This is a genomic window from Chelativorans petroleitrophicus, assembly GCF_025398195.1.
In the GTDB taxonomy this organism is placed as follows: Bacteria; Pseudomonadota; Alphaproteobacteria; order Rhizobiales; family Rhizobiaceae; genus Chelativorans; species Chelativorans petroleitrophicus.
The window spans coordinates 107,829-123,656 of the sequence record NZ_JAODNV010000009.1 but is presented as its reverse complement, the minus strand read 5'-3'; the positions used below and the strand labels follow the sequence as shown (position 1 = coordinate 123,656).

At 64.1% G+C, this 15,828-nt stretch carries 13 protein-coding genes; 1 reads left to right on the top strand and 12 read right to left on the bottom strand.

Annotated features, from left to right (window positions below):
* Nucleotides 1-22: 22 nt before the first annotated feature.
* The 5 genes from NYR54_RS09175 to NYR54_RS09155 are packed head-to-tail and all read right to left on the bottom strand — an operon-like array spanning nucleotide 23 to nucleotide 7,288.
* Nucleotides 23-1,342 (bottom strand): MmgE/PrpD family protein, encoded by a 1,320-nt coding sequence (locus NYR54_RS09175; protein ID WP_261515335.1) that lies wholly within the window; start codon nucleotides 1,340-1,342, stop codon nucleotides 23-25.
* Nucleotides 1,339-2,403: an aminopeptidase P family N-terminal domain-containing protein gene (locus NYR54_RS09170; RefSeq protein ID WP_261515334.1), complete on the bottom strand. Its 1,065-nt coding sequence runs from the start codon at nucleotides 2,401-2,403 to the stop codon at nucleotides 1,339-1,341. The genes NYR54_RS09175 and NYR54_RS09170 overlap by 4 nt, the downstream gene beginning before the upstream one ends.
* Nucleotides 2,400-3,509 (bottom strand): M24 family metallopeptidase, encoded by a 1,110-nt coding sequence (locus NYR54_RS09165; protein WP_261515332.1) that lies wholly within the window; start codon nucleotides 3,507-3,509, stop codon nucleotides 2,400-2,402. Before NYR54_RS09165 ends, NYR54_RS09170 begins: the two co-directional genes overlap by 4 nt.
* Before the next feature lie 8 nt (nucleotides 3,510-3,517).
* Nucleotides 3,518-5,221, bottom strand: coding sequence for a hydantoinase B/oxoprolinase family protein (locus NYR54_RS09160; protein WP_261515331.1), 1,704 nt, complete (start codon nucleotides 5,219-5,221; stop codon nucleotides 3,518-3,520).
* A gap of 9 nt (nucleotides 5,222-5,230) precedes the next feature.
* Nucleotides 5,231-7,288 carry a hydantoinase/oxoprolinase family protein gene (locus NYR54_RS09155; protein ID WP_261515330.1) on the bottom strand — a complete coding sequence of 686 codons (2,058 nt, stop codon included), beginning with the start codon at nucleotides 7,286-7,288 and terminating at the stop codon, nucleotides 5,231-5,233.
* A gap of 247 nt (nucleotides 7,289-7,535) precedes the next feature.
* Between NYR54_RS09155 and NYR54_RS09150 the strand changes: the two genes are divergently transcribed.
* Nucleotides 7,536-8,429: a LysR family transcriptional regulator gene (locus NYR54_RS09150; RefSeq protein ID WP_261515329.1), complete on the top strand. Its 894-nt coding sequence runs from the start codon at nucleotides 7,536-7,538 to the stop codon at nucleotides 8,427-8,429.
* Between the two features lie 97 nt (nucleotides 8,430-8,526).
* Here NYR54_RS09150 and NYR54_RS09145 read toward each other — a convergent pair whose 3' ends face one another.
* The 7 genes from NYR54_RS09145 to NYR54_RS09115 form a co-directional block, all read right to left on the bottom strand.
* Nucleotides 8,527-9,282: an RraA family protein gene (locus NYR54_RS09145; protein ID WP_261515430.1), complete on the bottom strand. Its 756-nt coding sequence runs from the start codon at nucleotides 9,280-9,282 to the stop codon at nucleotides 8,527-8,529.
* Between the two features lie 213 nt (nucleotides 9,283-9,495).
* Nucleotides 9,496-10,311 (bottom strand): aldo/keto reductase, encoded by an 816-nt coding sequence (locus NYR54_RS09140; protein ID WP_261515327.1) that lies wholly within the window; start codon nucleotides 10,309-10,311, stop codon nucleotides 9,496-9,498.
* An 8-nt stretch (nucleotides 10,312-10,319) separates the two neighbouring features.
* Nucleotides 10,320-11,210: a carbohydrate ABC transporter permease gene (locus NYR54_RS09135; protein WP_261515326.1), complete on the bottom strand. Its 891-nt coding sequence runs from the start codon at nucleotides 11,208-11,210 to the stop codon at nucleotides 10,320-10,322.
* Entirely contained in the window at nucleotides 11,207-12,067 is an 861-nt protein-coding gene (locus NYR54_RS09130; protein WP_261515325.1) for a carbohydrate ABC transporter permease, read from the bottom strand. Before NYR54_RS09130 ends, NYR54_RS09135 begins: the two co-directional genes overlap by 4 nt.
* A gap of 57 nt (nucleotides 12,068-12,124) precedes the next feature.
* Nucleotides 12,125-13,339: an ABC transporter substrate-binding protein gene (locus tag NYR54_RS09125; protein ID WP_261515324.1), complete on the bottom strand. Its 1,215-nt coding sequence runs from the start codon at nucleotides 13,337-13,339 to the stop codon at nucleotides 12,125-12,127.
* Nucleotides 13,340-13,397: 58 nt separating this feature from the next.
* A complete protein-coding gene (locus NYR54_RS09120) occupies nucleotides 13,398-14,528 on the bottom strand; it encodes a mannonate dehydratase (RefSeq protein ID WP_261515323.1) in 1,131 nt (376 codons plus the stop codon).
* Between the two features lie 107 nt (nucleotides 14,529-14,635).
* A complete protein-coding gene (locus NYR54_RS09115; protein WP_261515322.1) occupies nucleotides 14,636-15,814 on the bottom strand; it encodes a mandelate racemase/muconate lactonizing enzyme family protein in 1,179 nt (392 codons plus the stop codon).
* Between the last annotated feature and the right edge of the window lie 14 nt (nucleotides 15,815-15,828).

Below are 15,828 nucleotides of genomic sequence, written 5' to 3'. Positions count from 1 at the left end.
CATGGCCTTTCGGCCGCTCCTGTTAACGACAAATGGACTCCTTCAGCGAACGCACAGGCTCTTCGTTCGCGCTCACCCGTCTGAGCGTTCGTCGCATCATTTCAACGGCAGGTTTCGCCGTGCCGGCATTGAGACCGGCGATAGCCTCGATCGCCCGCGCCGTGTCCTCGCCACGGCAGGCGCTGGCGATCTTGCGCGCGGCGATTTCACATGCCGCACTCTCCCCGCCGGGATCGCCGGGGACGGAGAGGCAGACGCTCTCGTGCCATTCTGATCCCATGCGCACGGCAAGCTTGGCGGCCCACCGTCCGGGAGCCTCGGCGGCGAGCGTTTCGTCTGGGGTAACCGACACCTTTGCCGCCAGGGCAAGCGCCTGCGCGCTGAAGGGCTCGGCCCGGGCGACATCCGCAAGGCGATCCGGCTCAAAGGCCGCGATTCCGAGCTGCAGACCGAGATGGGCAATCGTGGAAAGGCGGTCCTTCGGATTGAGCGGCCGGCTCACCACCCCGACGGCTTCCGGCGGCAGGGAAACGCGGATTTCTTCTATCGAGGAGGGTTCGGCGCCTTTGCTCAGAAACCGGTGGAACGCCTCTATGGCGTTGATGCCCTGTCGGGCGGAAACATAAGGCTTCAGTCCCACCGAGGCTATCGCGTCCGGGGGCAACGGTTTCAGCTCTGTCGCGGCGGCGCTCTGGGCCTTCAGCCATTGCGGTGAGAGGAGGTTCAGATCGCCCTTGACGCCAGCCTGCGCGGCCAAGGCTGCACGCATGCCTTTCAGCGCTGCTTCCCCGACGACGAACCACCGGGCGGAGGGCATGCCGACAGGGCGGCCATGGCGGCCAGAGCTTCCGGCGAGCGCCATGACGAGCGCGTGCGCGCGCTTTTCCGCCGACAGCCCAAGCGCCGTTGAGGCGGTGACAGCTGCGATCGCAGGTGCAGCGAAAAGGCCGGGCCAAGTTTCGGGCAGCGCCGAGACGCCGCCAACAGCTTCGCCCAGAGCGACGCCGACGCCATAACCGGCGCAAACGGATGCGGCGAATTCCACGTCATCCCTAGCAAGCACCAGCGCCACCGGCACAGCCACGGAACCGGGCGTCACGCAGGACGGCACGTGAATGTCATCCCACTCAGTGAGGCGGATGATTGCTGCCGCAGCCGCGGCAGAGGCAAATGGCTCGCAAAGACCGCTTCCGGCATAAAAGACGGCCAGCGCGCGGCCCTCCAGCGTACCGGCTCCGGCGGCGAGGCAGGCCAGCGTGTCGGCCGCATGCAGCCCCGCGAGAGACCACAGCTTCCGCCCGTCGATCAAATCCAGCGGCTTTAAGAATTCGCGTGCGTTCAAGCGGCCTCCTCCGTGGCATTGGGCAAGAGGTCCAGTCCCACCGGTCCTCCCAGAAGAACCGTCGTTCCGCCGAGCATGAAAGCGGCGCTCAACACACCGTAGGGGACCCGGCAGCCCGTATCGCGGTCCTCGCTGGCAACCTCCGTCAGCGGCAATGTTCCGCTCGGTGCTTCGAGGAACCAGCGTGCGAGATCAGCCCCGGCGGCCAATCCCTTGAGCTGCGGGCCGAGCGGAGAGACGGGATCGAGTTTGGGGGCAAGGGCAGCGAAGGCTCGTTCTAAACTCTGCACCTGTTCCTGCAGGGCGGCATCGCGCGAGAACGTCCTCGTGCGGCGGACCCATACGCCGTTATAGGCGAGCGACAGGCGCACGGCGAAGCTCCTGCCCAGTTCCGCGCCGCCGAACCGACCGGGCCGAGTATCGCGGTCGAGGTGTGGAGCAATCGCGATGTAGCATTCCTCCGCGCCCGCTTCGCGTGCCACCCGTTCCAGCGCGGCGACCGCCTGTCCGGCGTGGCGGGAGGCTGGATCGACTGTGCCCAATGCCTCAAGTACCAGCGCATCAGCACGGCGCACGAGCCCCAGTTCTGCGCTGTCGGGCTTAGCCCGCACGCTTGCGAAAACTTCCGTGCCGTCAAGCAGCTCGACATCGGCGGCCGATGCGATCTCTTCCGCAAGCCCGGCGGGGAGGCGGTCTAATTCGAGCACGCCGACGCACTTGCACCCGGCAGAGGCGAGCCGCTCGCCGATCAGCCGCCCCGGCTTCGGCGAATGAGCGATCTCCGCGGTCGGATTGACCGACCTGATCCAGTTGCCGACGCGTTTGGAAAGCGCCGTCGAGAAAAGGGGTGACTGCCCCGGAAGGATGAGCAGGAGCGCGTCCGACCAATAGGGTGTGAAACCCGTGAGATAAGTGACGCCTGCCGAGCGGACATGGTTCGTATAGACGAGGAAGGCATCCAGTCCTGCCGCCTTCATCGCGCCTTCCAGCCGCTGCTGACGGGCCTTCACATCGGCTGCGGAGAGTTCTTGCTCGCGCCAGAGCATCAGGCCGCGTCTCATCTGCCTTCACCTCCCACCGAAGTGCCGAAAAGATGGCGCGGGGTGCGCGTGAGGCATTCCGAACCGTCCTCGCGGACGATCAGCGTGTCTCCGAGCACGATGTAGCCGACCTCGGGATGGTACGTGTTGGGGTGCACGATGATCGACATGTCCTCTTCGAGGGTCGTCGTGACATCCTCGAGGATGTGCGGCTTGGTGTCGGGGAAGAGGCCCACGCCGTGCCCCCTCACCCGCGTGTATTCGCTCGTCACGTAATTGCCGAGCCCGTACTGCCGGAAGACGTCGTTTTCGGCCTTTGCCACGTCGGCCGCGGTCACGCCCGCCCTGACGGCGGCTATCCCCGCTTCCAGGGCCTCCCGGAAGACGGCAAAGGCCCGCTGCTGCGCGTCGGATGGCTCGCCCACCACCAGTGTCCGGCAGATCTGGGCATAATAGCCGCCGACGCAGGGGGTCAGCTCCGTCGTCACCATGTCGCCAGTCTTGAGCAGCTTGCCCGAAGGTGGCGCCATGCCGCGCACCTCCGGCCCACCAACGCCGATGATCATGAAGTTGTCGTCCACGCCCTTCTGGCGGAAAAACGCCTCGATCTCGGCGATCAGCGCATAGTCGGGCCGCCCGGCTCGTGCGGCGGCGCAGAAGACTGCATAGCCCTCGTCCGCTACTGCGGCGGCCTTGCGGACACACTCGAGCTCCTCCTTCGCCTTCACCATCAGAAGTCGGTCGATGAGCGCCGTCGCGTCCTCGAAGCGCTTGCCGCTGCGAACGAGGCCGTAGGGGAGGTGGCGGGCGGGGCCCGCCGCGACCCGGCTGTTGCCGAGTCGCTCAATGATACCCGCCACCTCGCCCACCAGATCGCGCGCTAGCCGAATTTCGCCGTCAGGCCATTCGGCAAATGCGCGCTCAGCCTCCAGAGGATGGTCGAGATAAAGCGTGGTCTCGCCGTCCCGGCGCACCACCGCGATCCCCTCGCCTTCGAGGATGCCGAAGTCCGCCGCATAGCGCAGGTAGTCGTTCTGCCAGGCATTGCCGTAGAGGACGAGGGCGTCAACGCCCGCATCCGCCATCGCCTCGGCCAGTCTCTTCCTGCGTGTTTCGACGGTGTTCATCGGCGCGGTCACGAATTTGCTGCGATCTTCTCTGGGGCTTCGGCGTAGCCGTATTCGCTGCGGGCCGCCTCGGGGGTAACGATGCCCATGGCGATGTCTTGCTCCACGAGTTCCCTCGCCCGCTTCTTCGGGTCGCCATAGCCGCCGCCGCCGGCGGTCAGATAGGTCACGCGGTCGCCCGGGCGGAACTGCACGTCGGTGGCTTTGTGCACCGTCTCGCGTGTGCCGTCCGCCCGCTCGATGATGGCGACGCTCACCGCGCCGGGCTTGCCGCCATGGAGGCCCCAAGGGGGCGTCACAGTCCGGTCGAAATTTATGTTGCCGCGGCAATCGCGCAGGACGCGATAGGTAAGCGCGATGCCTAGCCCGCCGCGATGCTCGCCGGGGCCGCCGGAATCCGGCCGCAGTGCATGTTGCTCGATGATGAAGGGATATTTGATCTCCTGCAGCTCGACTGGCGTGTTGCGCACATCGCCCTGACAGACCGAGACGGCGGCGGATTCGCCGTCCTCATGCGGGCGGCCGCCCCAGCCGCCGCCGAAAATGTTCATGAGCAGGAAGCGCGAGCCGTCGTCATAGAAGCCGAAGAAGGAGCAGCCGCCCATGTCGCCCTTGTGCGCGGCAGGGATGAGCTCCGGCACCGCCGGCGCCAGCGCCTTCAGGATCGTGTCGATGACCGTCGGCAGCGCGATGCTCCACTGGCCGAGCGCCGCAGGAGGCTTCGCGCTCAGGATCGTGCCGTCGGGCAGATTGACGTTCAGGGCGCGGAAGCAGCCCTCGTTGACGTCGAGCTCCGGCGAGGTCAGCGCCTTGAAGGCCACCCGCGCGGCCGCGATGCCGCCGGAGCGGCCGGAATTCAGGGGGCTATTCACCTGCGGATGCATCTCGGAGAAATCAACCGTCATGGTCGAGCCGGAGACCTCCACGCTCACCTTGATGCGCAGCGGCGTGTCGAGATTACGGCCGTCATTGTCGAGAAAGCTCTCCGCTGTATAGACGCCGTCCGGAATGCGCTCGATGACGCGCCGCACGGCCTGGTCCGTGTGGTCCCAGATTGTGGCCACACACTGCTCCACGGTTTCGCGGCCGTAGCGGGCGACGAGTTCGGCGTAGCGCTTGGCGCCGATCTGGCAGGAAGCGACCTGCGCACGCAGGTCTCCCAGGCTCGCCTCCGGATAGCGGATATTGTCGCGGATGATCTGGTAGAGCGTCTCGTTGAGTTTGCCCGCCTCGTATATCTTGAGCGAGCGCATCTGCAGCCCCTCGCTGAAGATGTCGGTCGTGGCGTTCGATCCGAAGCCCTGCCGTCCGCCGCCGATATCGACCCAGTGGGCACGGTTGGCGGCGAAGCCGATCAGCTCGCCCTCGTGGAAGCATGGCGCGTAGACGACGACATTGTTCAAGTGCTGGCCGCAGATATGGCCGTGATTCATCACCAGCACGTCGCCTTCGGAAAAACCGTCGAGGCCGTATTTCCTGATCCCGTCCTCCACCGCGACGCCGAGGTCGGCGAGGAAGATCGGCAGGCCACCGCGGTTCTGCGAGATCATACGGCCTTCGATATCGATGAGGCCGCAGCAATAGTCGCGCACCTCGTAGATCATCATGTTGTAGGCGGACTTGCAGAGAGCCTCAGCCATCTCGTCTGCGTAGGCGACGATGGCATTGCGGACGACTTCTACCGTGATCGGATCGGCTTGCTTGGCGGTCATCATTCTTCCTCAGGCATGCTTGGCGAGCGTGATCACGAGATGGCCCGCCTCGGTCACCTCTACCTCGTCGTCCGGGTGGATCAGGATCGTGGAGTTGGGCTCCTCGATGACTGCAGGTCCGCGCAGCCTCGTGCCGGCGGCGAGCGCGGGGCGCCAGTAGATGCTCGTCTTTAGTGGCTTCGAAGGGTCGTCGAAGACAACGTCCCGGGTGCCGACCTCGGCTTCGCCCTCCGCTACCCAGGGCCGCGAAAGCCACTCGTCGGCCGCATCGTCGCTGCGGGCTGCTGTGAGCACCAGGCGCAGGCTCACCACCTCCAGCGACTCGTCTGGCGCGGACTGGCTGTAGCGCTGGGCATGCTCGCGGTCGAAGCGCCGGCGAATCTCGGACGTGTCGCCGGAAAGCATCTCCACGCTTTCGACGGGAATGGAGATCGCATGCTCCTGGCCGACATAGCGCAGATCGGCAAAGAAGCGGAAGTCCGCCGCTTTGTCGTCGATGCCGTCACGCTCGAGCTGCTCGCGGCCGGCGGCGCTGAGCTCGGCGAAGACCTTCTCGATCTCCGAGGCCGGCAGGGCGCCGACGCGGCCGATCAGCGTCTGCACGAAGTCCTGCCGCCAGGAAGCCATCAGCATGCCGAGGGCGGAGAAGGTGCCCGGCAGCTTGGGGATGATCACGGTGGGAATGTGGATCTCACGGGCGATCGAGACGGCGTGCAGCGGTCCCGCGCCGCCGAAGGCAATCATCGCCGTGTCGCGCGGATCGACGCCCTTGTTGATGGAAACGGCTCGCACGGAAAGAGACATCGAGGCGTCGGCGATCCGGGCGACGCCGAGCGCGGCCTGCACCACGTCAAGCCGCAAGGGACCCGCCACCTTGAACTGCATGGCGCGCTCGGCTGCGGCCCTGTCGAGCGGCATGCCGCCGTTCAGGAAGCGCTGCGGATTGATGCGTCCGAGGATCAGGTCGGCATCGGTGACGACTGGGTTCTGGCCGCCCCTGCCGTAGCAGGCGGGCCCAGGATCCGCGCCTACGCTCTGTGGTCCGACATGCAGACCGCCCGCCTTGTCTACCCAGGCGATCGAGCCGCCGCCGGCGCCCACCTCCACGATGTTGACAACTGGCAACTGCATGGGCTGGCCGCTTGCGCGGTCGCCGATCACGTAACCGCTCTCGATCGCGGGCGCGCCGTCGGTAATCAGGCTTGACTTGGCGGTGGTGCCGCCCATGTCGAAGCCCACGCAGCGCTTCAGCCCAAGAAGCCTGGCAAGACGTCCCGCGCCGATCATGCCGGCGACCGGGCCCGATTCCATCATAGAGACAGGCTGCTCCTGCGCCACCTTGATGGACATGACGCCGCCGTTCGAGCGCATGATGTGAATCTTGCCGCCGAAGGCGCCGTCGCGCAGATGGTGCTCTAAGCGTTTCAGATAGCCTTCTACGCGCGGCCCGACGAAGGCGTTGAGCGCAGTGGTCGAGGTGCGCTCGTATTCGCGGTATTCGCGCAGAATCTCGTGCGACAGCGTGACGAAGAGGTCTGGACGCGCCTTGCGCAAGATTTCGCCCACACGGCGCTCATGCGCGGGGTTCGCATAGGAGTGGAGGAAGCAGACCGCGACGGCTTCCACCCCTTCCGCGTCGAGCTGCGGGAGGATGTCCTCCACGGCCTGCTCATCGAGCGGCTGGAGCACTTCGCCGGAAGCGAGGATGCGTTCCGGCACTTCGAACGTCAGGTTGCGCGGGACCAGTGGTTTGGGGCGCTTGAAGAAGAGATTGAAGGCTTCGATGCGGTTAGAGCGTCCGATGGCGTAGACATCGCGAAAGCCCCTGGTGGTCAGGAGCGCCGTGCGCGCGCCCTTGTGCTCCAGCACGGTGTTGATGGCGATGGTCGAGCCGTGAAGGATCTCGTCGAGCCGGTCCGTCCGGCAGCCCGCAAGCTCGAGGCTGGTGGCGATGCCCTTGGTCGGATCGGCCGGCACCGTGGACGTCTTGGAGGTGACGATTGCCCCGTCCACATAGCCCACGAGATCGGTAAACGTGCCGCCGATATCGATCCCAACTACGTTCATGCGCTCATCCTTCGTGCTTCGAGCCGCCTCCAAAGGATGACCGGGCAGCGGGAGCGCCCGCTGCATATCCTCCCCTCGAACCGGCGCCGCCTTTAAGCTGCGCCGGGAAGCGGCCAGTCGCTGTCGACCTGCGTTTCGCGGGAAAGAGTCAGACAAGCCGCCGCCACTAGCAACGGGTTGGCCGACTATACTTTTAATAGACGGAAGGCTATATGTTACTCCTATGCTGAACGTCACGCTCCGTCGGATGGAAGTTTTTGTCGCCATCGTCGACGAGGGAAGTTTTGCAGCGGCCGCTGACCGGTTCGGCATCGCACAGCCTTCCGTCAGCGCGCATATCCGGGCGCTGGAGCGGGATGTCGGAGGCGAAGTTTTCGCGCGGCGGCGGGGCCGCAGGCCGGTACTGACCGAACTTGGTCGCAGCGTCCTTTCACATGCGCGCGAACTTCTCGCCGAGGCTGCCGATATGCGGGCCGACGTGGTCAAGCTGCGCAACGCCACGGGACAGAGGGTCGTGCTCGCCTGCCAGCGTTCGCTGTCTAATTTCGTTCTGAAGCAGCAGATCACCGGGTTTGCCTTGTCGCATCCGGAGATTCAGCTCGTCGTCCGGATCGGCAAGCAGGAAGATGTTGTTGAAGAGGTTCGCGATGGCATCGCGGATATCGGCTGCTTTCTGAGCAACGAAGAGACGCGGGGCCTGCGCTCGGAAGTGATCGGCGTGGAGCGCCTCGTTCTGATCGCCTCGCCTTCCCATCCGCTTGCCGGAAAGAAGCGCATCAAGGCGAAGGAAATCCAGCGCTGGGATTTCGTAGGCCCTCCCCCCTCTTCCCTTTTCGGCCGGGCGGTCTCGAAGCTTCTGGCGTCCGCCGGCATTGCCGATGTGAAAATCGCCGCGCAGGCTACGGAGTATCAGTTCCTGCGGGAATTCGTTGCCGCGGGTGTCGGCATCTCCTGCTCGCTCGCGCGCAGCGTAGAGGCCGATGTGGCGCGCGGGCTGCTTACGATCCTCGATTTCGACGGTCCCGAACTGTCTTTCCAGATCCGCCAGCTTGCCTCGCTGCATCGCACACCGACCGCCGGAGCCGTGAAGCTCATGGAGTATTTACGCGACTCGATCGGAACCACGGAATACTCGCAGTGAGCGTGCGCGGGCTCAGCGTCCAAGCGCTCGATCTTGCGCAGTTCCGGACGGAAATCGGGCAGCTATCCGGGCATCGCGCCTGGCGGCGCAATGTTGATTACCCCTGGGATCCCTGCTTGCCGGCTTGCGCGTCGCGCCAGGCGAGATATTCCTCCCGCACCTCCTCCGTGAGCGGATAGTACTTCCTCAAATCTCCGCCTTGCGAGAGGCGGAAGCGGGAGAACTCTTCCCACTCCGCATGCTCGCTTGCCTGTTCTATGAGTTTTTCGGCCATCGCGGCCGGCACCACGACCACGCCATCGTCGTCGGCCACGATGATGTCTCCCGGTATGACGAGCGCACCGCCGCAGGCCACAGGCACATTGACCGCAAAGGGAATGATGTTGGTCTGGGCGTGATAATTGGGAGTGACGCCTCTCACCCAGATACCGAGGTCCAGCCTCTTGGCCTTGGCGGAATCGCGGATGCACCCGTCGACCACCACGCCGGCTCCGCCCCGACCTGCGAAAAAGGTGAGCATCATTTCGCCGAAGACGCCGCTTGCCATGTCGCCACGCGCGTCCACCACCACCATGTCGCCAGCCTGCGCCGGATAGAGCACGTGGCGGTGAAGCTGCAGTTCGGGGTTGTCATATTCATTAGCGCCGTAAAGGTCCTCGCGCTTCGGCATGAATTGCAAAGTCAGCGCAGGCCCTGCGACGGCGCGGCCGGGGTTGAGCGGCTGCGGCCCACGGATCTGCGGGTCGCGGATGCCCATCAGGCTGAGCTCGCTGCTGATGGTGGCCGTTCCGATTGCCGCGAGGGCATCGGAAATTTCACGCGGCGGCCTTACGATATCCTTGATGTTTTCAATCGGTTGCACTTGGGTTGCCTCGAATTATGTGGCTGGTCCCGGGGTCAGACCCAGCCGTCCACGACATAGCTTTGACTAGAGATTGCTCCGGCGTGACCGATCCTTGCCCGGCAAAGGCGCGCGCCCTCGCCTCCCCGATCCGCTTGCGCCGCCGGTGACCAGAAGCACCTTGCCTTGAGGTCCGGATGGATCGCGTGAGCCATCGCTCCCCCGTCAGTCGTCCCAACGTGGTGATTTTTCGGGGTTGATGCGGCGGTCGCCGCGGTCGAGCGCGCGGATTGCGTTCATTTCCTCTTCGCTGAGCCGCACATCCTTCGCGCGCATGTTCGCGCGGAGATTGGCTTCGCTGGACGAAGCCGGGATGACGGCATGGCCTTCCGCCATGAGGAAGGCGAGTGCGACGGCGGCCGGCGTCACACCGTGACGCTCTGCAATCTCCGCCAGCACCGGATCTGACACGACTGCACCTTTGACGAGTGGCTGATAGGCCGTGAGCACAAGCCCGTGGTCGCGGGCATAGTCGCGAAGCTTCGGCGCCTGGAGATAGGGATGGATTTCCACCTGGTTCGTCGCAATCGCTCCCTCGCCAAGGAGCGCGCGCGTGCGTTCCAGATGTGCGATCGGGAAGTTCGACACGCCGATAAAGCGGGTAAAGCCGCGCTCCTGCGCCTCCTTCAGCGCCAGCATGTAGTCTTCGAAGGGCACGGCATCCTTCTCGGACGGCCAGTGGATCAGAAGGAGATCGACATGGTCGAAGCCGAGCGTCTCGAGGCTCTTCTCCACGCTTGGCATGAAGCGCGATTTGTCGAGGTTGGTATCGGCCACCTTGGTGGTGACGAAGACCTCCGCGCGCGGAAGGCCGGAGCGGCGGACCGCTTCTCCCACCGGCCCTTCCGTATCATAGCTCTGGGCCGTGTCGATATGGCGGTAGCCGATCTCCAGCGCCTTCAGGATCGCGGCGATGCCGGCGTCGCCGGTGCGTCCGAAGGTGCCGAGCCCAAGCTGCGGAATGGGAGACGAATAAACCATCAGCAATCTCAACCCTTTGTGGCGCCTGCCGTGAGGCCTCCCACGAACAGGCGTTGCATGGACAGGAACAGGAGTGCGATCGGCAGCGTCATGATGACGGATGCCGCCATTACCGCACCCCAGTCGGTGTTGAACTCGGTGGAAAATTCCGCGAGCCCTATGGGCAGCGTCTTCACGGAAGAATCGGTGGCAAAGCAGAGCGCGAAGATGAACTCGTTCCAGGTGGTAACGAACGCATAAACGATAACTGCGACGATGCCCGGGATCGACAGGGGCAGTGTGACGCGGAAAAGCACGCCAAGGCGCGAGGCGCCGTCGATGATCGCGGCCTCTTCCAGCTCCACCGGTATCGCCTTGAAATAGCTCGTGAGCATCCAGACCGAGAGCGGCAGCGTGATGATCATGTAGACCAGGATGAGGCCCCAATAGGTGTTGACGAGGCCGAGCACGCGCAGCGTGACGAAAAGGGGCACGATGATCGCCGCCGTGGGCAGAAGCTGGCCGATGAGCACGCAGGCCTGAAGCAGCGGCTTTCCCTTGAAGTCGAAGCGCGCGAAACCGTAGGACGCGAAGATCGCAAGAACCAGCGCAAGGCCGGTGGAGCCCACCGAGATCACCACGCTGTTCAGGAAGTAGCGCGGGATGTTCGATTCGAAGAGCACCTTGTAGTAGTTGCCGAGCGTCGGGCTTTCGGGCCACCAGATGGGCGGGATCGTGTAAAGCTCCCGCAGTGTCTTGATCGAGGAAAGCGCCATCCACCAGAAGGGGAACAGGCAGACCAGGACGACGAGGACGGAGCCGACGAAGATGAGCGGCTTGCCGAGCCCTGGCGCCTTGAGGCCGCCCTCCTCTTTCAACGCCGGAAAGCCTGCCACGGCGTTTTGCGTGCCGCTGTTCATCGTGCCTCTCTCGGCTGCGAGGCGAGCGCCTTGATGTAGACGAAGACGATGGCGATCGCCACGGCGAAGAACATTACCGAAAGTGCCGCCGCCTGATTGAACTGCACGTTTTCGAAAGCGATGCGGAAGATCTGGATCGGCGTAATCAGCGTGCGGTTCGCCGGCCCGCCGCGCGTGATGGCGTAGATGATGGTGATGGAGTTGAGCCCCCAGATCACCAGGAGCAGCGTGACGGCAACGATCACCGGCCGCACCTGCGGCAGCATGACGTAGCGCACCTCCTCCCAGAAATTGGCCCCATCGACCCGCGCGGCCTCGTAAAGGTCGTTCGGGATCGACTGCAGGCCCGCCAGCACCATGATCGCCACGAAGGGGAACAGCTTCCAGACATTGATGGCGATGAGCACCGGCATCACGGTATCGCGGTTGGTGAGCCAGCCGATCGGCTGGTCAATGATGCCCGGCCCCGTCAGCATGTAGTTGATGATGCCGAATTCGGTATGGAACATCCATGCCCAGGTGGTGGCCGCCACGATGCCCGGCACGACCCAGGGAATGAGCGTGATCGAGCGGACGATCGCGCGGCCGGCGAAGGTCTGGTTGAGGAGCACTGCCGTTGCAGTGCCAAGGATGACCTGGAAGACGATGGAGCCCACGACCCAGTAGACGGTGTTCCAGAAAGCTTGCGGCGTGGCGCGCGCCGAAAGCACCTTCGCGAAATTGCTCATGCCGACGAAGTTGCCCTGACCGTCAGTCACGCTGAGCAGTCCCGTATAGGCGACCGGATAGGCGATCAGCATCGCCAGGACGATCAGCGCCGGCAGAACGAAGAGGAGCCCGGTCGATGGGCGGTACATGGCAAGCCTCGTGGCAAACGCGGCTCCGGCTGTCGCACCGCCGGAGCCATGCTTGAATCACTCGTCGAGCAGCGCCTGAATCTCCTCGGCGGCCACGTCCATCGCCTCCTGAGGCTCCATGTCGCCGAGGAGAATGCTCTGGATGCCGTTGAAATAGGCCTGGCTGATCTGCACCCAGTTCTTCTCCGCCGGCACAGGTCGCCCATAGGGCAGCATCTCCTTGAACACCTGTAGGATCGGATCGTTGAAGCGCGGCAGCTCCATCGCCGACTTGCGGGCCGGGAACGTGTCCGTGAGCGTCCCCTGGCTCTCGGCCTCGGCGAGGAACTGGAGGAATATTTTTGCCTCGTCCGGATTCTGCGCATCCGATGGCACGACAAAGCTCCAGCCGCCCAGAATGGCGGCGGTGTCCTTGCCCTCCGGATGTGGGATGCGCATCACGCCGATATCGATGTCCGGGTTCTCCTCTCGGATGGAAGCGATGTCGAACTGGCCGGACTGGTACATCGAAACCGTCTCGGCGATGAATAACCTACGGTTGGCTGTGCCGTCATTCTCAAGTGTCGAGGCTGGCGAAAGGCCCTTCCTGAAGAAGTCGGTATAGAAGGTGACCGCCTCGACCGCCGCTGGCTCGTTCACCGTGGCCTTGGTCATGTCATCCGAGATCATGCTGCTACCATTCATCCAGATGAAGGGCAGCGAGCGGAATATGGTATTGCCCACCTCGCCGCCGCCGGTGATCGCAAATCCGGAGCGGCCTTCCTTCGTGAGCTTGGTGGCCACGTCAACGAGCTCCGCCCAGGTTTCCGGCGGGCTGTCCGGATCAAGCCCCACTTCCGTGAAATGGCCCCTGTTGTAGATCACGGCGTGGGTCTCGATGCGGTAGGGAATGCCCCAGAGTTTCCCGTCCCACGTCACGTAATCGAGGGCCGCGGGAATATAGTCCTCGCGATCCTGAAGCACGTCGTCGAGCGGGATCACGAGCCCGTTCTGGGCATAGCCGTTCACCCAGCCGTGCTGCACGTCGATGATGTCGGGCGCGGCCCCGGACTGCAGCGCTGTGAGCACACGCTGCGGCAGGCCGTCCGACGTGGTGATCTCCAGATTGACGGTGATGTCTGGGTTGGCGGCCTGGAACTTTTCGACGAGTTCCCTGGCGCGCGGCTCGTTGAAATTGGGCGTCCACCAGGTGACTTCGCCGGCAAGCGAAACGACCGAGGAGAACGCCAGCGCCGAAGCTGTGGTGGCAAGGATAAGTAAGGGCTTCGTCATGTTTCCTCCCTGCGACGAATGTGTCGCTTTCCCTTCCGGCGGCCTCCCGCCGGATAATTCACCGCGCGGCCGCGGCGATCCTGCTCCTATCTTCGGGTTGCGCGCCGGCGTTTGCCGGCACGGCGGATTTGATTGCGGAAACTAGCGCCTTCATATAGCCGACCGTGTAGGCATGGCTGGCATGCCAGGGCGCGGGGCAGTGAAGTTCCGGCACGTGGTCCGGCACGAGCACGCCGTCAAACCCCTCTTCATGAAGGATGCGGACGATGCGCGCCATGTCGACGTCGCCGTCGTCGACGAAGGTCTCCACATAGCTCGGCACCTTGCCGCGCACGTTGCGGAAATGGACATAGGCGATCGCGCCCATGCGGGCGAAGCGGCGCGTCGTCTCGTAAATGTCGCGTTCGCGCATTTCGGCGAGGGAGCCGACGCAGAATTCGAGTGCGTTGGCGCGGCTCGGCGCAAGCGCGAGCAGCCTGTCGTATTTCGCATGAGAATTGACGAGCCTTGCCGTTCCGCGCAGGCGCTCCACCGGCGGATCGTCCGGATGGGCAGCAAGCCTGACGCCTGCTTCTTCTGCTACGGGCACGAGCTCGCGCAGGAACCAGGCAAAACGCTCCCATAGCTCCGTTTCGCTTACCTGCAGCGGCTCGGCACCTGGCATTGGTGCGCGATAGCGCATGTTGCCCACCATTCCGTCCGGAAGCGGTCTCTCCCAGTCGATCTCGTCAAGGTTGAAAGTGGCCGTCACCGCGCCGCCGCGGGCAACGGGCTTCAGCCGCCAGCCCCACACGCCGGCGATGGAGAAATTGTAGCCGATGACAGGAATCCCGGCGCGCCCGGCATCCCGAACAAGCTGTTTCAGCGCCTCCATCTGCCGCCGCTTGGCCGGCCCGTCGAGCAGGATGTCGGACCAGAAATTAGGTGAGATGTTTTCCATCGCCGCAATTCGTAGGCCATGGCGGCGGAGCATGTCGACGATCTCGGACATGTAGTCGAAGGTCCAGAGCGGCACGTCGATGCAATCGCCGTTGATTGGGCCCACTTCGCCGGCGCGATAGGCAGCGTCATTCGCATTGCGCGCGTAGTCGGTCAGGTGGATGACGACATCCTCCACGCCGAGCTGGCTTGCAAAGCGCGCTCCATCCTCGCTCAGAAGCTTGCCGTATAGCGAGAGCCCAACCTTCACGCTGAGCGCTTCTCCCTGCTCTCAGTCAATTCATATTTGAATTGAACCTAGTCTATATGTAACTATGGCCGCAACATCACCCGCTTGTCAACAGGCTGGCGAACGCCTCAACGGTCGCCGCCGTTGGAGAAGATTGCCGCCCCGGTTGCTACCCCTTTGGTGTTAATGGTGCCGTCAAAAAGCGGCACGTCGTAGGGCTCGTAGGGGAAGCGGGCACACGCCTCTTCGATGAGTTCCACGCCCAAGCCCGGAGCTGTCGGCGCAAGAAGATGCCCGTCTTCAAACTGAAGCGTCTCGCGCACTAGCTCCTTGCGCCAGGGCACATCTATGGAAACCGTTTCGAAGACGCAGAAATTCGGAATCGCCACGGCCACATGCAGCGTCATGGCGTTCATCACCGGCCCCACCGGGTTATGCGGCGCGATGGGGATCAGATGCGTGTGCGCCAGATGGGCAATGCGCTTGGTTTCGCTGAGGCCGCCGGCGTGCGACACGTCCGGCTGCAGGATGTCGACCGCCTTCTTGTTGAGCGCTTCGAGGAAGCGCGCAGGCTCGTACCAGCGCTCGCCAGCGGCGATCGGCACCGGGCTCCTGGCGCGCACCTCGGCAAGAGCGTCGATGCTCTCGGGCGGCGTCGGCTCCTCAATCCAGGTGAGATCGAATCGGGCGAGCTCCCTGCACATGGCGATGGCAGTCGGCACGTTGAGCCGCCCGTGAACGTCGAGCATCAGGTCGATATCCGGTCCCACGGCATCGCGCACTGCTTCCACGATTGCGATCGTGCGGCGGCGCTGGACGCGGTCCATTTCGAGATCTGCCGCCTCGAACGGGTCCCACTTTAGCGCCTTGTAACCCATGGCGACGGCGCGCCGCGCGTTTTCGGCATATTGGTCCGGCGTCTCGGCTCCGAAGAACCAGTGGTTCGCGTAGCAGGCGACCTTTTCGCGGAACTTCCCGCCTAGAAGCTCGAACACGGGAACACCCAGCGCCTTGCCTTTGATGTCGAGCAGTGCGGCCTCGACCGCCCCCAGCGCCGTGCGGAACACGGCGCCCGTGCGCCAATAGCTGTCGCGGTGAAGCTGCTCAATGATCGCATCGACTGCAAAGGGGTCGCGGCCAATCAGTACGCGCTCCAATTCCTCTAGGGCCGCGACGACCGTCTTTGTCTTCCATTCGAGCGTGGCCTCGCCCACACCCTCGATGCCCTCGTCGGTGTAGAGCTTCACGAACACGAAATTCGTGCGCGAAGCATTGGCGACAAACACTTTCTGTGCGGTGATCTTCATGGCGGTTCCCTGGC

What these genes read in the sequence shown, in the direction of transcription:
- NYR54_RS09170 (WP_261515334.1), bottom strand. Translation starts at nt 2,403, where the DNA reads ATGAGACGCGGCCTGATGCTCTGGCGCGAGCAAGAACTCTCCGCAGCC.
- NYR54_RS09165 (WP_261515332.1), bottom strand. Translation starts at nt 3,509, where the DNA reads ATGAACACCGTCGAAACACGCAGGAAGAGACTGGCCGAGGCGATGGCG.
- NYR54_RS09160 (WP_261515331.1), bottom strand. Translation starts at nt 5,221, where the DNA reads ATGACCGCCAAGCAAGCCGATCCGATCACGGTAGAAGTCGTCCGCAAT.
- NYR54_RS09155 (WP_261515330.1), bottom strand. Translation starts at nt 7,288, where the DNA reads ATGAACGTAGTTGGGATCGATATCGGCGGCACGTTTACCGATCTCGTG.
- NYR54_RS09150 (WP_261515329.1), top strand. Translation starts at nt 7,536, where the DNA reads ATGGAAGTTTTTGTCGCCATCGTCGACGAGGGAAGTTTTGCAGCGGCC.
- NYR54_RS09140 (WP_261515327.1), bottom strand. Translation starts at nt 10,311, where the DNA reads ATGGTTTATTCGTCTCCCATTCCGCAGCTTGGGCTCGGCACCTTCGGA.
- NYR54_RS09135 (WP_261515326.1), bottom strand. Translation starts at nt 11,210, where the DNA reads ATGAACAGCGGCACGCAAAACGCCGTGGCAGGCTTTCCGGCGTTGAAA.
- NYR54_RS09130 (WP_261515325.1), bottom strand. Translation starts at nt 12,067, where the DNA reads ATGTACCGCCCATCGACCGGGCTCCTCTTCGTTCTGCCGGCGCTGATC.
- NYR54_RS09125 (WP_261515324.1), bottom strand. Translation starts at nt 13,339, where the DNA reads ATGACGAAGCCCTTACTTATCCTTGCCACCACAGCTTCGGCGCTGGCG.
- NYR54_RS09115 (WP_261515322.1), bottom strand. Translation starts at nt 15,814, where the DNA reads ATGAAGATCACCGCACAGAAAGTGTTTGTCGCCAATGCTTCGCGCACG.